This window comes from Anaerofustis sp. NSJ-163 (assembly GCF_024135845.1).
Classification (GTDB): Bacteria; Bacillota; Clostridia; order Eubacteriales; family Anaerofustaceae; genus Anaerofustis; species Anaerofustis butyriciformans.
In genome coordinates, this window is the sequence record NZ_JAMYJV010000005.1 from 23,945 (window position 1) to 48,091 (window position 24,147).

At 27.7% G+C, this 24,147-nt stretch carries 16 protein-coding genes; 6 read left to right on the plus strand and 10 right to left on the minus strand.

Translation table 11 applies throughout. The features are described 5' to 3' along the window. Window positions 1-23 precede the first annotated feature (23 nt). The 6 genes from recO to M6G78_RS07665 are packed head-to-tail and all read right to left on the minus strand — an operon-like array spanning window position 24 to window position 10,521. The gene (gene recO / locus M6G78_RS07640) at window positions 24-785 is read right to left on the minus strand and encodes a DNA repair protein RecO (protein ID WP_138269198.1); all 762 of its coding nucleotides are present in this window, start codon (window positions 783-785) and stop codon (window positions 24-26) included. An 18-nt stretch (window positions 786-803) separates the two neighbouring features. Further along, a complete protein-coding gene (locus tag M6G78_RS07645) occupies window positions 804-2,243 on the minus strand; it encodes a TrkH family potassium uptake protein (protein ID WP_253230059.1) in 1,440 nt (479 codons plus the stop codon). 25 nt (window positions 2,244-2,268) lie between these two features. Further along, window positions 2,269-3,627 (minus strand): Trk system potassium transporter TrkA, encoded by a 1,359-nt coding sequence (gene trkA, locus M6G78_RS07650; protein WP_253230060.1) that lies wholly within the window; start codon window positions 3,625-3,627, stop codon window positions 2,269-2,271. 44 nt (window positions 3,628-3,671) lie between these two features. Continuing rightward, window positions 3,672-6,062 (minus strand): endonuclease MutS2, encoded by a 2,391-nt coding sequence (locus M6G78_RS07655; protein ID WP_253230061.1) that lies wholly within the window; start codon window positions 6,060-6,062, stop codon window positions 3,672-3,674. A gap of 2 nt (window positions 6,063-6,064) precedes the next feature. Beyond that, window positions 6,065-7,570: a D-alanyl-D-alanine carboxypeptidase family protein gene (locus tag M6G78_RS07660; protein WP_253230062.1), complete on the minus strand. Its 1,506-nt coding sequence runs from the start codon at window positions 7,568-7,570 to the stop codon at window positions 6,065-6,067. A gap of 23 nt (window positions 7,571-7,593) precedes the next feature. Continuing rightward, on the minus strand, window positions 7,594-10,521 hold the full coding sequence (locus M6G78_RS07665; protein ID WP_253230063.1) for an insulinase family protein: 2,928 nt from the start codon (window positions 10,519-10,521) through the stop codon (window positions 7,594-7,596). Window positions 10,522-10,780: 259 nt separating this feature from the next. On the opposite strand from M6G78_RS07665, the gene M6G78_RS07670 reads away from it, so the two are divergent. The 4 genes from M6G78_RS07670 (at window position 10,781) to M6G78_RS07685 (ending at window position 17,611) form a co-directional block, all read left to right on the plus strand. Beyond that, entirely contained in the window at window positions 10,781-13,924 is a 3,144-nt protein-coding gene (locus tag M6G78_RS07670) for a transglycosylase domain-containing protein (RefSeq protein ID WP_253230064.1), read from the plus strand. Between the two features lie 104 nt (window positions 13,925-14,028). After that, window positions 14,029-15,474, plus strand: a complete 1,446-nt coding sequence (locus tag M6G78_RS07675) for a spore germination protein (RefSeq protein ID WP_253230065.1) — start codon at window positions 14,029-14,031, stop codon at window positions 15,472-15,474. A 1-nt stretch (window position 15,475) separates the two neighbouring features. Further along, window positions 15,476-16,546 (plus strand): Ger(x)C family spore germination protein, encoded by a 1,071-nt coding sequence (locus M6G78_RS07680; protein WP_253230066.1) that lies wholly within the window; start codon window positions 15,476-15,478, stop codon window positions 16,544-16,546. Further along, window positions 16,547-17,611, plus strand: coding sequence for a GerAB/ArcD/ProY family transporter (locus M6G78_RS07685; RefSeq protein ID WP_253230067.1), 1,065 nt, complete (start codon window positions 16,547-16,549; stop codon window positions 17,609-17,611). It begins immediately after the preceding gene. An 8-nt stretch (window positions 17,612-17,619) separates the two neighbouring features. Here M6G78_RS07685 and M6G78_RS07690 read toward each other — a convergent pair whose 3' ends face one another. Further along, a complete protein-coding gene (locus M6G78_RS07690; RefSeq protein ID WP_253230068.1) occupies window positions 17,620-18,339 on the minus strand; it encodes a 16S rRNA (uracil(1498)-N(3))-methyltransferase in 720 nt (239 codons plus the stop codon). 170 nt (window positions 18,340-18,509) lie between these two features. On the opposite strand from M6G78_RS07690, the gene sigG reads away from it, so the two are divergent. Then, entirely contained in the window at window positions 18,510-19,280 is a 771-nt protein-coding gene (gene sigG / locus M6G78_RS07695; RefSeq protein ID WP_253230069.1) for an RNA polymerase sporulation sigma factor SigG, read from the plus strand. Window positions 19,281-19,410: 130 nt separating this feature from the next. Further along, entirely contained in the window at window positions 19,411-20,025 is a 615-nt protein-coding gene (locus M6G78_RS07700; protein WP_253230070.1) for a class I SAM-dependent methyltransferase, read from the plus strand. 17 nt (window positions 20,026-20,042) lie between these two features. Here M6G78_RS07700 and M6G78_RS07705 read toward each other — a convergent pair whose 3' ends face one another. The 3 genes from M6G78_RS07705 to mutL are packed head-to-tail and all read right to left on the minus strand — an operon-like array spanning window position 20,043 to window position 24,146. Beyond that, on the minus strand, window positions 20,043-21,308 hold the full coding sequence (locus M6G78_RS07705) for a methionine gamma-lyase family protein (protein ID WP_253230071.1): 1,266 nt from the start codon (window positions 21,306-21,308) through the stop codon (window positions 20,043-20,045). Further along, window positions 21,301-22,227, minus strand: coding sequence for a tRNA (adenosine(37)-N6)-dimethylallyltransferase MiaA (gene miaA, locus M6G78_RS07710; RefSeq protein WP_253230072.1), 927 nt, complete (start codon window positions 22,225-22,227; stop codon window positions 21,301-21,303). The genes M6G78_RS07705 and miaA overlap by 8 nt, the downstream gene beginning before the upstream one ends. A 2-nt stretch (window positions 22,228-22,229) precedes the next feature. After that, entirely contained in the window at window positions 22,230-24,146 is a 1,917-nt protein-coding gene (mutL, locus tag M6G78_RS07715; RefSeq protein ID WP_253230073.1) for a DNA mismatch repair endonuclease MutL, read from the minus strand. Between the last annotated feature and the right edge of the window lies 1 nt (window position 24,147).

Below are 24,147 nucleotides of genomic sequence, written 5' to 3' on the forward strand. Positions count from 1 at the left end.
CCATTTTTTATTTATTGCATATATTAATTTAATTCTATCATATCTGATAAAAATTTAAAACTATTTGTTTTCTTTTGAAGATTATAAGTTATATAATTATTCAAAATTACAATTATATTGTTACATTCCTTTAAAGAAATATTTTTAAAATCAACTTTTTTAATATCCTTTAAGTTTATATAAGTAAGTTCATTGATTAAATTTATTTGTTTTAAAGTTAATTTATTTGATGAAAAATACTTTGTTGTGCATTTTTTGCAAGACAACATACTGCTTTCAAAATCAAGGTAGTAATCACTGCTTTTTGCATCACCGCATATGTTACAATATTTAAAATCAGGAATAATCCCTGAAATACCAAGCAGCTTTAACATAAACATAAGAGCTACAAAAGATATATTTTCTATTTTACATTTTTGAATTAAATCCAAAGTATAAAATAAAAGATTAAAAGTTATTTCTTCTTCCATTTTATCTTCATAAAATATATCAATAAGCTCACAAATATAACTTGCAAAAGAAAGTCTTTCAAGATCTGTTTGTATTCCCGGAAAACTTTTTATATAATCAGCACTTTTTAATGTATAAAAATTTTTCCCTGGATATAATACAAAATAACTATAAGAAAACGTACTTGTTTGGGCTATTACCTTACTTCTTTTTGAAGCAGCGTTTTTTGCCATAACGCTTATTTTACCTCTTTCTTTTGTAAAAACAGTAAGTATCCTATCATTATCCGAATATTTTATATTTTTTATAACTATACCATGATATTCTCTTAACATAAACCCCTCTTAGAAAAACTATTTTTTCCATGTTCCCGGAGCAAATAAAATTAAAAGTGGAAACAATTCAAGTCTTCCTGCTATCATATCAAATGATAATACCAATTTTGAAAAATCTGATAAAAATCCATAATTTGTTGCAGGACCAACAAGGTTTAATCCGGGACCTATATTATTCATTGTAGCTGCAACAGCACTAAAGTTCGTTGCAAAATCATAATTATTTAAAGATATAAGTAATAATGATACCGTAAAAATTATCGTATAAATGAATAAATATGCACAAACATTATGGAATGTTTTCTTTTCTATTTTCTTTCCATCCATTTTCATTATTTTTACTCTTCTCGGATGAATAAGCATTGAAAGTTCATTAAAAGCATCTTTACATAAAATAATAAATCTGCTTACTTTTATACCTCCTCCGGTACTTCCTGCACATGCTCCTATAAACATTAAAATTAAAAGTATCGTTTTTGAAAGCTGTGGCCATAAATTAAAATTCACACTTGAAAAACCTGTTGTAGTCATTATACTTGCAACCTGAAAAAGTGAATGATGAAAAGCCATCCATATTGAAGAATAATCTCCTCTAATATTAAAAGCTATTACAATAGTTGCAAGAGCAATTATGGCTAAATAACATCTTACTTCTTCATTTTTAAACGCTCTTGTTATTTTTTTCCCAAGTATTAAAAAATAAATATTAAAATTTACTCCAAAAAGTATCATAAAAATAGAAATGACAAATTGACAATATGTATTATACAAACTCATTCCGGCATTACTCATTGAAAAACCACCGGTACCTGCAGTTGCCATGGAATTTAAAATGGCATCAAATAAAGGCATTTTCCCAATAATCAAAAGAATAACTTCTATAACCGTTAATCCAAAATATATACCATATAAAATCATAGGAGTACTTCTTAATTTAGGCATTAATTTACCTACCATAGGACCGGGAGATTCTGCTCTCATAAGATGCATATTTTGTCCCCCTCCTATCAAAGGTATAACGGCTATTATAAAGACTAAAACTCCCATTCCTCCAAGCCAATGCATAAAAGAACGCCAAAACAATGTACATTTACTCAAAGCATCCACATCGGCAACAACACTTGCCCCTGTAGTAGTAAAACCCGAAGAACTTTCAAAAAGAGCATCAAAAAAAACTGGTATTTCTCCGCTTAAAATAAAAGGCATTGCACCTATTAATGCTATTATAATCCAACTAAGAGCAACAATCGCATATCCTTCTTTTGCATATATCACCTGATTTTTAGGCTTTTTATATATTAATAATAGACCTATTATAAAACTAATCAATGAAATGATAATAAAAGAATATCTTGTTGTTTCTTTATAAATTAAAGCAACCAAAGTTGGAAGAAGTAAAACTATACCCATCAAAATAAAAACCCAACCTGTAATATGCTTTATCATTCCCTTATTCATATTAAATCTCCAAATCTAAATATAATTAATTTCTTACTATATCTGTTAAATCTCTTAATTTCTTATGTGTTGTTACAATTATTACACTGTCCCCGACTTCAATAGTATCAGAACCGGAAGGAATAATTAAATTACCATTTCTGCTTATACTTGCAACCAATAAATTATCTTTAAGCTCAAGTTCCTGTAGTTTTATACCCGTAATAAATGATTCTTCTTTTACACTAAATTCCAATGCCTCAACCTGTCCTCCGACAATTTTATACACTGATTCTACATTACTGCTTAAAGAATTCTGCATTGCTCTTACATATTGAATAATATATTCACTTGTAATATATTTAGGCTCTATTACACTGCCAATATCCATTTTGCTAATTATATTATCAAAAGATAATTTATTTATTTTTGTAATAATTTTAGCATTAGATACACTTGCCGCATATAAAGATAAAATAATATTTTCCTCATCTAAACCCGTTAGTGAAGCAAAAGAATCAACGGTGGCAAGACCTTCTTCAAGTAAAAATTCTTTATCCAAGCCATCTCCGCAAAGAATTGTTGCATTTGGAACAATATCACTTAATTCTTCACATCTTTCTGCATTCATTTCTACAATTTTTACAGAAATATTACTCGAAATTAAGAATTTTGCGAGATAAACCGCAATTTTTCCACCACCAACTAAAATTGCAGTTCTTCCCTTTTCAACGTTAATATCAAAAACTTTAAACATTTTCATTGCATCAGCAGGTTTTGATAATATATATATTTTATCTAAACTTTTCAGCATAAAATCACCGGATGGAATATAAACATCATCATCACGCTCAATTACACAAATTTGAAAATTACTTTTATCTTTTACATTAATATCTTTTATAAGTTTACCGTCTAATTTTGATTTTTCAGGAATTTTTAATTTATATAATTCAACTCCACCTTTTGTAAATCTGTTAATTTCAATTGCTCCGGGATATCTAATAAGCCTTGAAATTTCATTTGCCGCTGTAAGTTCCGGATTAATACAAAGCGATAATCCTAAATCATCTTTTACAATATGAATATCTTCCGCATATTCAGGATTTCTAACTCTTGCAATTGTATTTTTTGCGCCTGCTTTCTTTGCAATTAAACAACAATATAAGTTTACTTCATCTAAACTTGTAACAGCAATAAGTAAATCACAATTCTCAATTCCTGCTTCATTTAAAATGCTATTTGTTGCGCCATTACCTTCAACAGTCATTATATCAATTTTATTACTTAAAGTTTCAAGTTTATCAGCTCTTCTGTCAACAACAACAATAGAGTGACCTTCATCATGCAAATGTTCTGCAATAGTACTTCCTACTTTACCACAACCAACAATTATAATATTCATAGTTAATTCCTTTTCTTTATTTATTATTATATGTTAAATATATTTTATTTTAATGTTACAACAGTAGCACCATCTCCACCTTCACCTATATCACCAAGTCTGTATTTTTTTACATATGGATGATTTTTTAGTAGTTCACTAACGGCTTTTTTTAGTACCCCGGTACCTTTCCCATGAATTATTGTAACAAGTTTTAAGTTAGCCAAATATGCATCATCTAAATATTTTTCAACTTTTAAAATAGCATCATCTGCATACATTCCTCTTAAATCCAAACTTGTTTTAATAGTTTTCGCTTTTGTATTTGAATATTTAATAACAGATTTCTGTAGCTGTTCTTTTTCTCTTTTAGAAGGTTCTATTTTAGAAATTGGAATTTTTGTTTTTATTATACCAGCTTGAATAAACACATTATTTTTATTATCAAAACCAAGTATAGTTGCATATTGATCCAAACTTTTTATATATACTTCCTGTCCAGCTTTGAAATCCTCTTTTTTGTTTTGTTTGTTCTCTTGTTTCTTTATTTCATGAGAAGGAATATAAGAATTTAAAAGTTCTTCTTTTTCTTTTATTTGGTTTTTAATTTTATCAATATCTTTTTTATATTTATCATTATTAGCATTAACATTTTTTGGAATGCTAATTCTATTTAATTTGTTTATAATTTCTTTAGACTCTCTTTTTGCATCTGCAATAATATCTTTTGCTTTTAAAGAAGCATCAAGCATAATTTTTGACTTATTGTTTTCTATATATTCTTTTTCTTTTGTTAACTCATTATTTAACTTCTCATTTTCAGCTAACAATTTTTCAACTTCATTTTTTTCTTTTTCAACTAAAGCTGTTTTGTCATTAAGTTCTTTTATAAGCTGTTCGATATCTCTATTTTCTTTTTTTATATTTTTCTTTGCTTTTTCAATTATTGAAATATCAAGTCCAAGTTTTTTAGAAATTTCAAATGCATTGGATTTACCTGGAATACCAAGTATTAATTTATATGTTGGAGATAAAGTTTCAACATCAAATTCAACGCTTGCATTCATTACATCCTTTTTAGTTATGGCATATTCCTTTATTTCACTATAATGAGTTGTTGCAAAAACTTTTGCCCCGATATTTTTAAGTCTGTCTATTATTGCAACGGCAAGAGCAGAACCTTCCACAGGATCTGTGCCGGCTCCTAATTCATCTATTAAAACAAGTGTTTTATCATTTGAAGAATTAACAATATCAACTATATTTGTCATATGAGAAGAAAAAGTACTTAAGCTTTGAGCAATACTTTGCTTATCTCCTATATCAGCAAAAATATTTTCAAAAATCGGCAGACAACTATTTTCATTTGCAGGAATAAAAAGTCCACACTGCATTAAAAGTGAACATAAGCCAACTGTTTTCAAAGTAACCGTTTTCCCGCCTGTATTTGGACCCGTAATTATCAAAGCTTTAAAATCTTTATTTAAAACAATGTTTGAAGGTACAACTTTGTTTATATCTATGAGAGGATGTCTGGCTTTTTTCAAATCAATCGTGTTATCTTCACTTATAATAGGTTTACTGTATTCGTTTTTTATACAAAAATCTGCTTTAGCATTTAAAACATCTAAATATAAAAGAATGTTTTCGTTAAATTTCAAACTATTTGCATTTTCTTTTATCTTTAGTGATAAAATTTTTAAAATAGTTTCAATTTCTTTTTGTTCACTTATTTCAAGTTCTTTTAATTTATTGTTTAAATTTACTATTGCCTCAGGTTCAATAAATAATGTTGCACCACTTTGAGATGTATCATGAACAATACCTCTAACCTCACCTTTATATTCAGATTTTACTGGAACAACATATCTTGAATATCTTATAGTTACAATATTTTCACTTAAGTATTTTTGATACTTATTTGAATTTATAATACTGTTTAATTTTTCTCTTATTTTATTATTTGTATTTTTTATGTTTCTTCTTATATCATAAAGAGTACTGCTTGCTTTATCACTTATGGTTTCACTATCTATTATTACTCTGTCAATTTCCTTTTGAAGATAAGATAAATCTTCAATGTTATTAGCATAATCTTCCAATGTAGGATAAGTATCTTCTTGCGACAAATTAGATAAAATATGTTTTTTTACCAAAGTAGCACATTTTATGCTTTTTGAAATATTTATAAAATCATCATTTATAAGTATTCCGTCTTTAGATGCTCTTGATATTATATCTTTATTTACTTTATAACCATAAATAGGAAGCGATGAAAAAGAAAGAGAAAATTTAACAAGTTCATCAAGTTCATTTAATTTATCAGAAATTAAATAAATATTATCTGTTGGCAATAAACTTAAAATTTCTTCTTTTGCATTATCGCTGTAAGCATGTTCACTTATTAGTGAAATTATTTTATTAAATTCTAAAGCTTTAAAAGTTTTATCATTCATTTCTATCTTCTTCTTTTACCTTTTTTATAAACTTTTTTTGTAAGTGGACGTCTTTTTTGAGGTTTATTTTTTTTTGCGATTTTAATCTTTTTTCCCTCTGAATTATAAGCAGGTCTTGGTCTTACACTTTGTGAGCCATAGGCTTTTATTTCATTTTGAAGTCTTCTTCTTCTTGTTTTTTTTCTTTTTTCTATTCTCTTTTTTGTTCTGTGTTTTGAAGAAATAACAAGAGCCATAACAATAAGACAAGCTAAAGCTATAAATATAAGCGCATTTGTAATAAATATATCAAAAGCTGACCTCATGTTTACGTCACTTTTAGAAAATGCAGGAACACTTTTAAAAAGTTTATTATTGAAATAAACGTTAATATTTCCTATATTGTCATCCTCATGTATGGAATTTACAAGTTCTAATTCCTCTCCTGCTGTTTTCTTCAAATAATCTTCATTTGGTGAAAATTCTATTCTAAAATTTTCCTCTGTTGAATTTTTATTTGAATAAACATAAATATCATCATTGACTTTAACTTTTAACTCACCTGTTTCTCCAAGAGCCAGGTTTTGCACCGTGTATTTATAAAGAGTTTTATCTTTTTCTTCTATTAAAAGTTTTTTTGTTTCCGTATTACCATATTTTAAAAGATCTTTCGCATATGTAAACTGTTCTTTTGTAGAAGATGCATGAAGTACGGCGGCATAGTATTTTACACCTTGTACATTTTCACTGGAAACAATTACGCATCTTCCAGCCTGAGATGTATATCCGGTTTTATCCCCTTTTGCGAGACTGTAAAAATAATCGCTGGATTTAACTATTATATAATTATGCCCTGACCACCTATGAGTTATTTTATTGGTAGTTGTTTCATAATATGTAGAATTAACAACTCTATTATAAAAATCGTTATTATCAGCATATGCAGCAACTAAAACCATATCATGAGCAGTAGAATAATGATTGCTATCGTGAAAACCATGAGGATTAGTAAAATGAGTATCATTCATTCCAAGTTCTTTTGCTTTTTTATTCATTGCATCAACAAAAATATCATATGCTTTTTCCTTGGAAGTTTTTTCTCCATTTATAATATTTCCAACATTACATGCAAGAACAATGGCTGCATCATTACCGGAAGGAATCATTAAACCGTATAGCAAATCTTCATATGATAAGACTTCACCTTTTATTAAATCAGATACAGAACTACCGGCAGGAAGCCAATCAAGTTCGCTTCCTACGGTAACTTCTTCATCTAAATCTTTAATATAATCCAATGTAACAGCTGCAGTCATAATTTTTGTAGTGCTTGCAGGGTACATTTTTTTATTTCCATTATAATTATATAGTTCACTTTGGGTTGAATCTTCATATAAATACAGCCCTAAACTCGAACCTTTTTTTACGGTAGGCGCAGCTGCATTTATACTTGAACTAAAATTAAATATTAATATAAAAGTCATTAAAAAGCTTAAAATAACTCTTTTTAATCTTCTTTTGTTTTGCATATTGCATCCTTTCGATTATTAGTCTAAAACAGTGTTATTTCATTATCAAATAAGTCTTTACACTCATTTATTTTTGCTTTATTTCCGGCAACACACTTAACCGAATTTTTAATTACCTCGTCAAACATTTTAGCATGTTTAATTAAATCTTCTTTTTTAGTCGTTAATACTTCTTTTCTTCTTTTCTTTATATCTTCGTAAGTATCCAATGTATATACTCTTGAAACGTACTCTCTTATTTTTCCATATACTGTTAAAGGAATATCCATATCAGATATTGTTCCAATTATAAGTTTATTTACATCTTCATCGGTTAAATCAAGATTATTTATACATTCAAAAAGATTTTTATATACATCATAGGTTCTTTTTACATTTGGATCTCTATATGAAACTAGTCCTAAATTACCATATTTATCAATTTGAATAAATGAACCGTATGCTCCGCCCATAACTCTTACATTATTCCATAAATATTCAGTCGATAAATATTTCTTTAATACAAGCATTGAACCTTCATATTCATAACCTAAATTTTTATATAAATACCCTTGCCCTACATAATTAACAAGTGAAGGCATTATAATAGAAGTATTTTCTTTGTTTTCTTCATAGTCAAATTTAATTAATGTTTCAGATGAACTTTCATATTTATTAATGAATTCTTTAGCTTTTTGAATACTTGTTTGTTTATCTTCTTTGCTTACAGTTATTATAACATCTTTTCTTGAAGATATGATTCTATTTATAAGTTCTTTAAATAAATTTATGATTAATTCATATCTCTCATCAAAATTATCATTTAATTCTTTTAGAAAATTATAATAACTTATTCCACTTAAAAGAGTAATAAACTTAAATTTTTTGCTTATTTTAGCAAACATTTCGTTTAAAACCATTTTATGTGTTGCCGACATTATCTTAGATTGTGTCTTAGATAACTCTTCTTTTATAACATCTTTTAACTTTTCTTTGTTGTCAAAATCACTTCTAAGTAAAAGCTCTTCCATTATATCATACATTTTATCTTCTTTTTCACTAAATGCCTTTATACAGCAAGTGAAAAATGATCTAAAATCTTCAGGATTTTTTACGTTTTGATATGGTGAAACAGTAAATAAAATATCACCTAAATTTTCATTTATTTCATTATTTAAATGAATCATATCAAAGTTTTTAGTATCAAAATTTTCAAAACATTTTGTAAGAAGAGACAAAGCATGAATTTCTTCATTTGAATATAAAGATACTTCATAATTTATATCTAAATAAGTTATATCTTTTGTATTGTCTACTCTTACGTAAATATCATTATTACCTTCATGAATAATTTCAACATCATTTACAACAATAGGATTTTCATCTATATCTTTTATTGAAATTCTCGGAACCAAAGCTTTTACTTCATCACTATCAGGTGTTTGTTGAGCTTTTAATAAAGATTTTGTACTTTCTACCAAACTTTCCAACTCTTTATCATTTAACGCTTTTTTAAATTCTCCAAGTTTTTCTTTTAAAATTTTATCATTTATTTCTGATAAATTTTCTTTTGGTGAGAGTATCACAAAATTATATTTATCATTTTCTACAATAAATTCTTTTATAACATTTTCAAACAAACCATTTTCGGCTTCTTTTTTTATTTGCTCTAATGCATCTTCATACTCTAAAAGTAAAGTCGGATTTCCGTCATATAACCAACTTTCCATTATTGTAATACCGTAAATTAGACCTTTTGGATATGTTCCTGTATCAGCTTCTTTTAATTCAAATTCAAAATTATTAATAGCAGATTTAATAATATCTTTATCTATACCATCATTAATGATTTTTTTAAATGTAGATATAACAGTTTCTTTAAATAATTCTATTTTGTCCTTCTTTGCGTTTTTAGCAACTATACTAAATACAGGTTGAAGTATTCCATTGTTATAATCAAGAACAACTTCATCAGCGATTTTCGCATCAAGAAGGGCTTTCTTTAAATATGAAGAATCAGAATCAAAAAGAATCTTACATAATATTCCAAAAGTAAGACCAAGTTTAACATCTAAAACATTACCTATGCTGTAATTTAAAGCAAGTAAATATTTATTGTCTATATTTTCATTTGAACTTACAGAATAGTATTTTTCAACCCTTTTTTCAATATTGGTAAAATCAACTTGTTCATTAATTTTTGAATCTATTTCTATTTTTTCATAATTACAAAGATAAGATTTATCTAAATACTCAAGGTGACGTAAAATATCAGTATCACCATATATATAAATGTAAGAATTAATCGGATGATAATATCTTTTGTGAAAATTCAAAAATTCTTCATAAGTTAAATCAGGAATATATTCAGGATCCCCACCTGATTCATAAAAATAAGGAGTGTCTTTATATAAATTAGATTCTATGCTTCTTGCAAGAATATCTTCAGGATCAGAAAAGGCACCTTTCATTTCATTATAAACAACACCATTGTATTTTATTTCATCATTTTTATTTTCTATATGATAATGCCATCCTTCCTGTTTTAAAATTTCTTCTTTATCATATATTAAAGGATTAAAAACAGCATCCAAATAAACATCCATTAAATTTCTAAAATCAGCTTCATTTGTACTTGCGATTGGATACATCGTTTTATCTGAAAAAGTCATTGCATTTAAAAAAGTGTTAAGTGATGATTTTATAAGCTCAACAAAAGGTTCTTTTAAAGGATATTTTTTTGAACCACAAAGAACACTATGCTCTAAAATATGAGCACTTCCCGTATTATCAACAGGAGGAGTTCTAAATGTTATGCTAAACACTTTGTTGTTATCATCATTTTTAATATATAAAAGTTTTGCACCAGATTTTATATGCTCAAATTCATATGAAACAGAATTTATTTCATGAACATTTTTTACATTTTTCAATATAAAGTTTGAATATACTTTATTTTGTTCTAATTTCATTTGTACCTCCAAATGTATTCTTTATTTTACTTATCATAAAAATATATTATATATAATTTTGCTCTTTTTATAAATACTTTATTTATATAAATTTAAATATTTTACTTTTTTTATAAATAAAATTAATTACAAAAAAGTGATAATAATGTTAAAATTTTATTAAATATTTCCAAAATGGAACATATAGCATTGATAAAAATATTTCTATGCTATATAATGTTAAAGAATATGCTATGTCATATAAATTTGGAGGTAAAAAATGAGCACAAACGACAACATGACTCCTAATAATATGCAAAAAAAAGTAAAAGTGCGTAAGAAAAGAGTCAGAGTTAAAAAACCTAAAGACAACATGAAAAAAAGCAACATTACCAAGAAAAGCATCTTAGGTAAAAATAAAGCTGGCAAAGGAAAATTCAAAAAAGGACCAGGCAAAAAAATAACTTTCAAAAGAGTTCTTGCAGCTATTGTTACTTTAGGTATTGTATGTTTTATAGGTGGGTTCGCTCTAATGCTTGTATGGATGGCTCAAGCACCTGCACTTGATTTAGATAAATTTAATTATGCGAGTGCAACTCATTTATTAGATAAAGATGGAAAATACTATCAGGAACTTCAAGGTTCTGAAAATAGAGAACCTGTAAGTATAGAAGAAATACCGGAAATTGTTCAATTAGCTTTTGTATCAATAGAAGACAAACGTTTCTATGAACACGGAGGCGTTGACCTTATAGGTACTGGTAAAGCTATTCTTGGAGTTTTAACATCAGGAAGCACGGACGGTCCCGGTGGTAGTACCATAACACAGCAATTAATTAAATTAACACATTTAACAAGTGAAACATCAATTAAACGTAAAGTTCAAGAGTGGAAACTTGCAATCGAAGTTGAAAAGAAACTATCAAAAGAAGAAATTCTTGAAGCCTATTTAAATAAAGTAAACATGTCCCAAGCATGGGGTATTCAATCAGGAGCACAATATTTCTTCAAAAAAGATGTTGATGAACTTTCAATTGCTCAAGCTGCTGTTTTAGCATCAATAATCAATGCTCCTACATATTACAATCCACTTGTATATGAAGATGAAAACGGAGATGGTGAATATACCCTTGTAAAAGAAAAAAATTCTGAAGGAAAAACAGTTCTTGCATACGATGAAAACAACCAAGAAAGAGCGTTAGAAGTAGTCCAAAAAATGTATGATTTAAATCATATAAGTAAAGAAGAATACGATATAGCAGTGGACGAATTAAAGAATAACAAAATTGGATTGGTTGAAAACAAAAGTAACACAGTATACTCTTATTTCACAGATGCTGTATATGAACAAGTTGTAAATGATATTGCAGAAAAATATAATTATTCAAAAGAAGATGCATCAACATTTATTCTTAATAATGGATTAACAATAAAAACAACAGTTGACCCTGATGTTCAAGATGCACTTGAAAAAACTGCAAAAGATGATTCTATCTTCCCTTCTCAATCATATTCTGCAAGTCAAGCTAGTGCTGCAATGACAAAACAAAAAGGCGAAGAAGTAGAATATAATCCGGAAGTTGGTATGACTGTAATTGAAAATAAAACAGGAAATGTAGTAGGAATAGTTGGAGGTAGAGAAAAATCTGCAAGCTTATCTATGAACAGGGCAACTCAAAAATTCCAACCTGGTTCATCTACAAAACCACTTACAACCTATGCTCCGGGAATTGACTCGGGAAAAATTACCGCAGGCACAACATTTAATGATACAACAATTTCTTACGGAGGATGGTCACCTAAAAACTCCGGTGGAGGAAATCAAGGACTAATGACAGTTAGAAATGCCCTAACAAATTCTGTAAATACAGTAGCAGTTCAAGCAATGTTACAAACCGGAACAGAAACAATTCTTCCTTATGCAGAAAAACTTGGACTTGATATTGTAAAAGATGAAAATGATGTAAATGACTTAAACCCTGCCGCATTGGCTCTCGGTGGTTATACTCATGGTCAATCAACACTAGCGATGGCAAGTGCTTATACAACCTTTGCAAATGGTGGAGTTAGACAAACTCCTATTATGTATACAGAAATAACCGATAAAAACGGTGAAATAATATTAAGTAATAAATCTGAAAAAGTAAAAGTATTTGAAGAAGGAACAGCTTTTATTATCACAGATATTCTTAAAAATGTTGTAAAAGGCGGTACAACATATATTTCAATCGATGGTACAGAAGTAGCCGGTAAAACAGGTACAACAGATGAAAACAGACATGCATGGTTCTGTGGTTATACTCCTGAATATTCCGGAGCGGTATGGTATGGTTATGACCAGAACGTCGTCACAGTAGACGGAACAACCTATAACTTAAACATCGGTACTTATGGGGGTTCTACAAATGGTCCCGCAGCTTTCTGGAAAGAAGCCTTTAGTGAAATATATGATAAAAAAGACATAGAAAACAGTAAGTTTGCATCTCAACCAGATGATGTTTACCAAGCAAAAGTAGACGGAGTATCAGGTAAAAACCCTACTTCCCTTTCTTCAAAAGACCCAAGAGGCTCTAAAGTATACACAGAGTACTTCTTAACAGGTAAAGGACCTAGCGGAAGTGATAACATTCATGTTTCAGCAAAAATATGTGAAGCATCAAAGAAAAAAGCAACAGAATATTGTCCTACGGATCAAGTTAAAACATCTGTACTATTAGATTTAAGTAAGATAACTTATCCACCTGGAGTAACAGGTAAAAATGAAATTGGATCACAAGCAAAATACAGTCTAAAAGGTTCTTGTGATGTACATGGAAAATCAACTGTACATTCTATAAAATTAACAATAAGCCCAGGCTCTATTGAGGCAGGACAAACAGCTACAGCAACTGTAACCGGAACTTTGGCCGATGGCTCAACTAAAAATATTAGTGCAAGTATATCTTCAAGTAATAGTTCTGTAGCAAGAGTATCAGGAAGTACAATAACAGGTGTAAGCAGCGGAAGTGCAACAATTACCGCTAAATACACACAAGAAGGAACAACATTAACTGCAAGTGCTACAATTAGTGTTAGTGGTTCATCAAGTCCTACAGTATCGTCATTCTCACTAAGTCCTTCATCAATTACAATAAGTAAAGGCGAAGATTATTATTCACCTTCAGCCATAGTAACTTTATCTGATGGGTCAACAGATTATGGTTCTGTAACAATAATTGATGATGATGACTTTGACAGCGACTCTCCGGGATCATATTCAATGACCTGCTCTGTAAGCTATAACGGAACAAAACTTGGAGAAAAAACATTTACTGTACATGTTCAAGATAATGAAGGAAGAATCAGAAATAATAAAGTAACCCAAGCAAGTTTAAAAAGTTCTAATACGTTCAGTATAAAAAATATGTTTTATAGCTTATTTTAAAAAAAAGCACCTTATAAAAGGTGCTTTTTTATTTTATTAAAAAGTATACAAATTAATATTTTGGAAAAAATAATCTATATAAATAATTTTCCCAAAGGTATACAATGAATAAATTATATAAAAATTTAAAAATTAACAAGGCAATAATAAAAAATCAATTTAATAATGACGACACAATAAGATACAGAGAATTTAAAAACAAAGGAATAAGTTATCTTCTTTTATTTATTGACGGAATGTCTAACAGCGAAAGAATAGATGAAGATATAATTAAACCAATTTTAGAAAATAAAAAAATTGTTTTTAAATTTAATATTTTAGATAAATTAAAAACAAAAATATTATTTTCAAATGATGTAAAAGAAAAAAATACATTTGAAGATATTTATTCCGATTTGCTTTACGGAAATACAATTTTACTAATAGAAGGGCAAAATAAAGCTTTAAGTATTGATACAAAAGGTTTTACTTTAAGAGCAATAATGGAACCCCCTAGTGAGAAAATTGCAAAAGGACCAAGAGAAGGCTTTGGAGAAAATATCCTTACAAATTTATCATTGCTTAGAAGAAAAATACAAAGTCCAAATTTAAAATTTGAGTTTTCAACTATTGGTAATGTTACCAAAACAAAAACTTGTCTTGCTTATATAGACGGAATAGTTGATAAAAAGGTTTTAAAAGAATTAAAAAGAAGAATAAAAAAAATATACATCGACTCAGTGCTTGATGTAAATTATATTTTAGAATCCGTAAAAGATAATAGATTTTCTCCTTTCAAAACAGCTGGAACTTATGAAAAACCTGATGTCATTGCAAGTAAAATACTTGAAGGAAGAGTTGCTTTATTTGTTGACGGAACACCAATAGTAATGACTGTTCCCTACTTATTTATTGAAAATTTTATGTCGGGCGACGATTATTATCTAAATTATTATTTTGCATCTTTTACAAGAATGATAAGAATTATAAGCTATTTTTTATCTATATGCATACCTGCATTATATATAGCAATAATAACTTTTCATAAAGAGATTTTGCCAAGTTCTCTTGCAATAAGCATAATAGGAGCAAGAGAAGGAATACCTTTTTCAACTTTTACCGAATGCATTCTTATGATAATTATATTTGAAATTCTCGGTGAAGCAGGTAACAGAAGCGGTAGCGGAGCAACAACTGCTCTTGGTATTGTTGGAGGTATTGTTGTTGGACAGGCTGCAGTTGAAGCAAGACTTATAAGCGCTCCTATGATAATAGTGGTAGCTCTTTCCGCAATAAGCGAACTAATGATTCCAAATGTAAAAGGTTCAACAATTATATTTAGATTTATATTTATCTTTCTTTCTTCAATACTTGGATTATACGGATTTACCATTGCTTTTTTACTATTAATTGTTCACTTATCATCATTAAAATCTTTTGGTATGTCTTATATGGCAAATGTTACATTCCAGTCAATACAACAATTTAAAGATTCATTTTACAGATCCCCATGGTACAAAATGATAACAAGACCTACCGATATGTCAGAAAAAAAAGATAGGATAAAATAATATGAAAAATAAAATAATTTCTGTTCTTTTTTTAATAATATCTCTTTGCATTTTTACTTCCTGTTTTGATTATACTGAACTTGAAAGAGAAATACTTATTTTTACAATAGGGATAGATAAAACTCAAACAGGATACGAAGTAAGCGCAGAAACATTGCAGTCTGAAGATTACGATGGTCAGCTTTCTATTAAACCTCAAGTTATTACATCAACAGGCGATTCAATATATGATGCATTAAGCAAACTTGATGGTAAATTTAACAACAAAGTAAATTTAAGTCACTGTGGGCTTATTATTGTAGGAGAAGAATATGCAAAAGAAGACGGAATAAATGATATATTAAATTTAGTATTTGAAGAAAATAATTTAAGATTTAATACAACATTTACAACAACATATAATTCAGCAGCAAAGGAAATTTTAAATACTTCGTCAGAAAACGGAACTTTTCACGGTTTTGAAATATTAGAACAATTAAGCAAAAATAAATTATTTAATAACAGTGCAAGAGCATACAAAGTAATCAACTCAATAGAAAATCAAGGTATTGAATTAACATTACCAGTCATAAAAAAAACAAATGAAAATGAAAAAAAGAATTTTTATGCAAACAAGATTGCAGTATTTAAAAGTGATAAATTACTTGGATATATAGAAGATAAAGATGTAAACTATTATTCTTTTCTATTAAACAAAAAAGATTCAATGCAATTAAAATTAAATATTGATAATAACATAGTAAACACAAAGATATCTTTAAACAAAACAAAAGATAAAATAGAAAATGATAAATTAAATATAAACATGGATATAAATGCTTATATTGAAAGTAATGATAATAATATTTCAAAAAAGAAAATAGAAAAAGAACTAGAAAAAGTGATTACAAATGAGATTTATTCTTTTATAAATGTTACACAAAATAAATATAAAGTTGATATTTTTGGTTATGGATTTAATTTAAACAATAGAAAAATAAAAAATAATCATACTGACTGGAATTATTATTTTATGAATCTATCGCCCAATATAAAAATAAATGTTCAAATAAAAGAAATGACGGAGGATTAGATGAACAGGCTCTCAATAAAAGAAATTATTTCAATGATAATATTATTTACTTTAGGAACGTCTGTAATTACGGGATACTATTTTTATACGGCAAAAAGCCCAGTTTATATTTTAATATCTTTTATCTCATCTATTATTCCGATTATAATAAGCTTAATTTTTTTACTTAAATATAAACAAAATTTATTTGATATAATATTTTCAAGTTTTAACAAATTTTTTGCAGTTTTTATTTCTCTTTGTTTTATTGTATACTCTTTAATACTTGAAGCGATACATTTAAAATATTTTGTATTATTTACCAAAGGTAATATTCTTACCAAAACACCAATCATTGTAACTACAATAATATTTTTATTATTAATATTTCTTACTTTAAAAAAAGAAGTATTAACTCTTGGGAAAATATCAACATTATTAATTCCTGTAAATCTTCTTATAGTATTTTTTTGTCTTTTATTTCCTATTAAAATGTTTGATATTAATAATATAAACGAAATATTAAATTTTAGCATTTATAATGATATAAACAAAGATATATTTTTTAACTCTTTACTACCATACAGTGATATTATTTTATTTTCTTTTATAATAAATAACATTAACAAATTTGAAAATATAAAAAAAACATATATTATAGGTATAACCGTAAGTTATGTAATTATTTTTTTAACATATTTAACAAATGTATTATTAATAGGTTTTCCGTTAATTTTAGAAGTTCCATTCCCTAATTTCATAACCATGGGAGTTTCAAGTATTGGAAATTATATTACAAGAATGGAAATAGTAGTAGGATTTAATTTTTTTATAACAACTCTTATTAAAATTTCTATATATACATTTGTATCCTTACTTGGAATAAAGAAAATATTTAATTTAAAAAGTATAAAAAATATAAGATTATTTTATTCTATGTTAGTATTTTTTATAATCACTTTGTTACCTCAAACAACTGATAAAATTATTGTTGTTTTTAGTAATTTTAAATACTTTTTCATCTTTATTTCATTTGTACTGCCTATACTAATTTTAATAAAACGAGCAACAAAAAAAGCCTTATAGAAAGGCTTTTACATATTATCCGTAAGTAACATAAGAGCTGAAAGCGCAGCAATAGGAGCTGTTTCACATCTTAAAATTCTTTTTCCGAGTCCCATTAAAATAATATCATTTTTAGATGCATATTCAGCTTCAGATGCATCAAAACCTCCTTCGCTTCCCACAATAAAAGATATTGATTTTATATCTTTATAATTAAATTCCTTTAGATTCTTCCCTCCATTTTCATAAAACATTATTGCCATATCACTTTTTTTCATTTGCTCTATTGCTTCTTTAAAAGAAACCATTTCTTTAACTAATGGAACTATTCCCCTGCCACTTTGTTTTGAAGCAGATAAAGAAATTTTGTTATATCTTTCAATTTTCTTTTTCATAGATTTTTTATCAGGTCTTGAAATACATCTATTTGTCATTACAGGAACTATTTCGCTAACTCCAAGTTCAACAGCTTTTTGAACAATCATTTCAAATTTATCTGATTTTGGCATTGCTTGATACAATGTTATTTTTACACTTGGTTCCGTATCATTTTCTTTTTTAGATATTATTTTTGCAACAACATTTTCTCCATCATAATTTAATATACATTCATAATCATACCCATTCTTATCACAAATGGTTATACTATCCCCTTCCATCATTCTAAGGGATTTTTTTATATGTTTGCTATCTTCTTTATCTAAATAAAAAGTATCGTTTTCTTTATCAATACAAAAAAATCTTGGCATATTTTTCTCCTTTATAAAAGTATTAATATTATACTACAAACTTAAATTAATTAAAAGCTAAGAAAATTCCATTCCATTATCTTCCTTATAAATTTTTAGTGTATTGGAATAACTTTCTTATCTAAGGTAAAAATTTTAATATACAAAATTGCATACAAAGGAGAAGCCAAGTGATAAGAAAAGTTGAAATATGCGGTATAAATACATCATCATTACCCAATTTATCAAATAAAGAAATTGAAGATATGTTACTTAGAATAAAGAATGGTGAAGAAGATTTAAAAAACGAATTTATAAGATGCAACTTAAGGCTTGTTTTAAGTGTTGTTCAGCGTTTTTCAAACCGTAATGAAAATATGGATGATTTATTCCAAGTAGGATGTATAGGCCTTATTAAAGCCATAGATAATTTTGATACAAAATTCAATGTAAAGTTCAGTACCTATGCCGTACCTATGATTATCGGGGAGGTTAGAAGATACCTTAGAGATAACGGAAGTATCAGAGTAAGCCGTTCATTAAAAGACACTGCATATAAAGCTCTTAAATTTAAAGAGTTAAATAAAGATAAAAATATATCAAACAAAGAAATTGCAAAAAGTCTTGGAATAAAGGAAAAAGATCTAAACTTTGCTCTTGATTCGATAGTAGAACCTTGCTCTTTATATGATAAAATGTATAACGATAATGGGGACAGTATATACCTTCTTGACCAAGTAGGAGACAAAAAAAATATAGAAGAAAATTGGACAGAAAATTTATCTTTAAAAGAAGCCGTTGACAAATTAAAAGGAAGAGAAAAAGAAATAATATTAAAAAGATACTATATGGGTAAAACTCAAATAGAAGTTGCCAATGAAATCGGAATAAGTCAAGCACAAGTTTCCAGACTTGAAAAAAATGGTCTTAATAAAATAAAAAATGAAATATCTTTTAATTAAAATAATTATAAAAATTTATTATATTTAAATATATTTATATAAGTTAATAAAAAGTTTATAATTAAAATCCAACAAGTTAGTTGAAGCTAACTTGTTTTTATGTTATTCTAAATAAAAAAGGAGTTTTGTTTTGAAAGATATTGAAGAATTATCAAGAACACATTTTAATAAACAAGCAAAAGATTATGATAAAAAAAACACAATATATTATTCAAAAGAAGGAAAAATAAGCTGTAATAGTGTATCGACATATTTAAATAATTTAAAATACGATAATATATTAGATGTAGGATGTGGAACAGGTTTTTTATTTGAAAATTTAAAAACAGGACAAAATTATTTTGGCATAGATATTTCTGAAAATATGATTAAAGTAGCCAAAAGTAAAAATATTCCAAATACATATTTTTCTGTTGGAACATCTAATAAACTAGATTTTAAAGATGAATTTTTCCATATAGTAACATGTATACAAAGTTTCCATCACTACCCATATCAAGAAGAAGCAATGAAAGAAGCTTACAGAGTTTTAAAAAAAGGAGGACTATATATTTTATCTGATACCGGAGTAGGAGGAATTCCTGCGTTTATTGATAATCACTTTATTTTTCCTTTCCTAAAAAGCGGAGATTATAAGACAACCAACAAAAAAGGAATTGAAAAAATGATGATAAAATGCGGATTTACAATTATAGAGAGTAAAAAAGAAAAAGGATTTATTTATACGGTTATTGCAAAAAAATAATATGATTAAAAATCATATTATTTTTTATCGTCAATTTTTAAAATTTCATCCAAAGCTTTTATTGTTCCTATTTTTGAATGTTCATATGTAAGTCCTCCTTGCTGATAAACAATATAAGGCTCCTTCATTGGCGCATCAGCACTAAGCTCAATTGATGAACCTTCAATGAAGTTTCCTGCTGCCATAATAACCTGATCATCATATCCGGGCATATTCCAAGGCTCAGGAGTAACATAAGAATCTACAGGAGCAGCACTTTGTATACCTGCACAATATGCACAAACTTTTTCACTGCTTCCAAGAACAACAGCTTGTATTATATCGCTTCTTTCATCATCTACTCCAGGGAATACTCTATACCCTATGCTTTCAAAAACTTTTGCAGCAAGTATTGCACCTTTTATTGCTCCACTTGTAACTTTACTAGCAATAAAAAGTCCTTGTAAATATGAACGAATTACTCCAAGATTTGCACCTACTTCAAGAGCTATTCCCGGAGATGTAAGCCTAGCGGCAACTTTCTTTATATTTTTTTCACTTCCTACAATATATCCTCCGACAGATACAAGTCCACCACCAGGGTTTTTTATAAGTGAACCTGCAATCATATCTGCCCCTACGTTTAAAGGTTCTTGTTTTTCTAAAAATTCACCATAACAGTTATCTACAAGAATAATAACATCTTTTTTTATTCCCTTAACAAATTCACAAGCTTCTTTAATTTTTCTAATTGAAAGAGCTTTTGTGTCTTTATATCCGCTGGAACGTTGTATAAATACTGCTTTTACTTTATCATTTAATTTTTCTTTTATTTTTTCATAATCAATTGAACCATCTTCTAAAAGCTCAACTTTATCATAATCAACGTTATAATCCTTTAGAGAGCCTAAATCTTCTCCATTATCATTTATACCAATTGTAGACCTTATTGTATCATAAGGGTCTCCTGTAATGCTTAAAAGAGTATCTCCTGGTCTTAAAACACCATAAAGCATAAGACTTATTGCATGTGTCCCGCTTACTATTTGAGGTCGTACCAATGCAGCTTCCCCGCCAAAAACTTCGGCATATATTTTTTCGGTTATTTCTCTTCCTTCATCATCATAGCCATATCCTGTACTTTCATTAAAGTGACGAAGAGCTAACCTATATTTTTGCATTGCTGATAAAACCTTAAATTGATTATATTCACATATTTCATCAATTTCTTTAAACTTATATTCAACCTGCTTTTCTGCGTCTTTAACTATTTTTATTGCTTTCTCACTTGCAAATTCACTCATTTATACAACCCCTCATAAATTCTATTATTTCTTTATTATTTTTATATTCTTGTTTATCTATCCATATTATATCTTCATTTCTTCTAAACCATGTAAGCTGTCTTTTTGCAAAATGTCTTGTGTCTCTTTTTATAATATAAATAGCTTCCTCAAAAGATATTTCATTTTTTAAATAACTTACAATCTCTTTGTATCCTAAAGCTCTCATGGAAGTTAAATTTTCATCATATCCCATATCAAGTAAAGATTTAACTTCTTTAATGAGTCCCTCTTCAACCATTTTATCTACTCTAAGGTCAATCCCATCATACAATTTTTGTCTATCATCATTTAAACAAAAATAATATGTATTATCAAACCTGTATTTTTTCTTTTTTACATTTAATTCAGATTTTTTCTTACCTGTATTTTTATATATTTCAAGAGCTCTTATAACACGTTTTAAATTATTTGGATGAATTTCTTTTGCACTTTCTTCATCAACTTCTAAAAGCATATTATAAATATATTCTTTTCCATTTTCATTTGCAAGGTTTTCAAGATAGTTTCTGTATTCATTATCAGAATCTTCTTTTTTAAATTCATAAGAATCGTAAATAAGCGCATCAACATAAAGACCGCTTCCTCCGACAATGATTACATCTTTGCCTTTATTTAAGATTTCATTTATATATTCTATCCCCTTTTCAACAAATACAGATACATTAAACTTTTCATCAGGATAAAACTCATCTACAAGATAATGTCTTATACCCTGCATTTCTTCTTTTGTAACTTTTGCTGAGCCTATATCCATATATTTATACACCTGCACTGAATCCGAAGAAATAATCTCTGCACCTATATCCTTTGCTAAATCTATAGATAGTCCACTTTTTCCAGAAGCCGTAGGCCCTGCGATAACAATAACTTTGTTCATATCTAAATCCTTTGAAACATTTTTTCAAAATATTTTTTCTTTATTTTAGAAATTGTCGGTCTTGAATGTGGGCAAGAAAAAGGATTATCACTTTTCTTTAAATCATTTAAAAGTTTTCTTGCTTCACTTTCAGATATATCATCATGCCCTCTAACAGCATGGTGACAAGCTGATTTAATTAATCTTTCATTTCTGTTTATATCATTTGATAAAACCGATGTATTTTTAAGTGTAGATAGAATATTTAATATTATTTCTTTTGTATCTTCAATAGATAACATTTCCGGAATTTCTCTTATTATCACATTACTGCCGGAAAAATCTTCTATTTCATATCCTAAATTTCTCAAACTTTCCAAATTATTAATACAAACATCTTTTAATGTAACCCCAAGTTCTAATACAAAAGGAGCAGCTAAAATTTGAGTTCTTACGTCCTCATTTTGATATTCCCTTAAATATTCATCATATAATACTCTTTCATGACTTGCATGGGTATCCATTACAAATATAGTATCTCCACTTTCAAACATGGCATAAGCTTTAAAAGCTGTACCGATAAATTTCATATTTGAGATTTTATCAAAAATACTTTTATCAACAATATTTTCTTTATCAGCAATATTTGTATCTTTACTTATAACTTCTTTCGTCTTATTTTCTTCAAATAAAGGTTTTTCTTCAAAGTCAACAAAAGAAGGATATTTACTTTGTTCGTAAAACTCAGTAATATCTATGGTATTTTTTATCTCACCTTTTAAATTATTATCTTCTTTCTCTTGCTCATTATCCTTTATGCTGTAAAGTTTATTTTCTACTTCTTTTTCGTCTACTACATATTCTTCTGTAGTTTCAAAAGCAATTTGAGCATCAAGAGGATTTTCTTTTTTCTCTTTTCTTATTTTTGAATTCTCGTTTAAATTTATTGATTCTTTAACTGCTTTTCTTATTCCCTCACAAATAAGCATTGTAATAAGGCTTTCATTTCTAAAAGAAATTGTAGTCTTTGAAGGATGCACATTTACATCGGTGAAATTATAAGGAAGATTAATATATAAAACATAAGAGATTCTTTTTGTAAAAAGCCCAAACTGTTCTCTGTAAATATTATTTATTGCTTTAGATAAAGAATCATTTTTTACATATCTGCCGTTTATTATAAAAATACTTTCTTCATTTTGTCTATCTAAATAATTAGGTGATAATGTAACTCCCTTTACAATTAAAGGCTCGTCTTCATAGTCTACATCTATCATTTTTGTTATAAAATCATAACCTAAAATTGTTGTAATAACATTTTTTATATCATTATCTCCTGTTGTAACAAAAACTTCCCTTCCGTCACTATACACGCTAAAAGCAATATTAGGATTTGCTATTGCAAGCTTTGAAATTATATCCAAAGAAGATGTCTTTTCTCCCTTAGCACTTTTCATATGTTTTTTTCTTGCGGGGGTATTATAAAATAAATCATCAACTTCTATTCTAGTTCCCGTATTAAGGGCAATGCTTGATACATTTTGAACTTTTCCGTTTATTATCATAGCCCTTGTCCCAATTTTTTCATCTTTAAATTTAGTTTTAATTTTAACTTTGCTTACAACGGAAATACTAAACAAAGCCTCTCCCCTAAATCCCAACGTATCAATACTTGAAAGTTTGTCTATATTATCAATTTTAGATGTTGCATTTTTACTAAAAGCCAAACTTAATTCATCCGCTTTTATTCCACATCCATTGTCGCTTACAAGAATTTTTGACTTTCCACCGTTTTCTATTTCTATTTTTATATGAGTTGAACCTGCATCTATTGAATTTTCTACAAGTTCCTTTATAACCGAAGCAGGAGAAACAACAACTTCTCCTGCCGATATTTTATTTACAAGCTCATTCGATAATTGTTTTATAATTTGTGCCACG

What these genes read in the sequence shown, in the direction of transcription:
- recO (WP_138269198.1), bottom strand. Translation starts at nt 785, where the DNA reads ATGTTAAGAGAATATCATGGTATAGTTATAAAAAATATAAAATATTCG.
- M6G78_RS07645 (WP_253230059.1), bottom strand. Translation starts at nt 2,243, where the DNA reads ATGAATAAGGGAATGATAAAGCATATTACAGGTTGGGTTTTTATTTTG.
- trkA (WP_253230060.1), bottom strand. Translation starts at nt 3,627, where the DNA reads ATGAATATTATAATTGTTGGTTGTGGTAAAGTAGGAAGTACTATTGCA.
- M6G78_RS07655 (WP_253230061.1), bottom strand. Translation starts at nt 6,062, where the DNA reads ATGAATGATAAAACTTTTAAAGCTTTAGAATTTAATAAAATAATTTCA.
- M6G78_RS07660 (WP_253230062.1), bottom strand. Translation starts at nt 7,570, where the DNA reads ATGCAAAACAAAAGAAGATTAAAAAGAGTTATTTTAAGCTTTTTAATG.
- M6G78_RS07665 (WP_253230063.1), bottom strand. Translation starts at nt 10,521, where the DNA reads ATGAAATTAGAACAAAATAAAGTATATTCAAACTTTATATTGAAAAAT.
- M6G78_RS07670 (WP_253230064.1), top strand. Translation starts at nt 10,781, where the DNA reads ATGAGCACAAACGACAACATGACTCCTAATAATATGCAAAAAAAAGTA.
- M6G78_RS07675 (WP_253230065.1), top strand. Translation starts at nt 14,029, where the DNA reads ATGAATAAATTATATAAAAATTTAAAAATTAACAAGGCAATAATAAAA.
- M6G78_RS07680 (WP_253230066.1), top strand. Translation starts at nt 15,476, where the DNA reads ATGAAAAATAAAATAATTTCTGTTCTTTTTTTAATAATATCTCTTTGC.
- M6G78_RS07685 (WP_253230067.1), top strand. Translation starts at nt 16,547, where the DNA reads ATGAACAGGCTCTCAATAAAAGAAATTATTTCAATGATAATATTATTT.
- M6G78_RS07690 (WP_253230068.1), bottom strand. Translation starts at nt 18,339, where the DNA reads ATGCCAAGATTTTTTTGTATTGATAAAGAAAACGATACTTTTTATTTA.
- M6G78_RS07705 (WP_253230071.1), bottom strand. Translation starts at nt 21,308, where the DNA reads ATGAGTGAATTTGCAAGTGAGAAAGCAATAAAAATAGTTAAAGACGCA.
- miaA (WP_253230072.1), bottom strand. Translation starts at nt 22,227, where the DNA reads ATGAACAAAGTTATTGTTATCGCAGGGCCTACGGCTTCTGGAAAAAGT.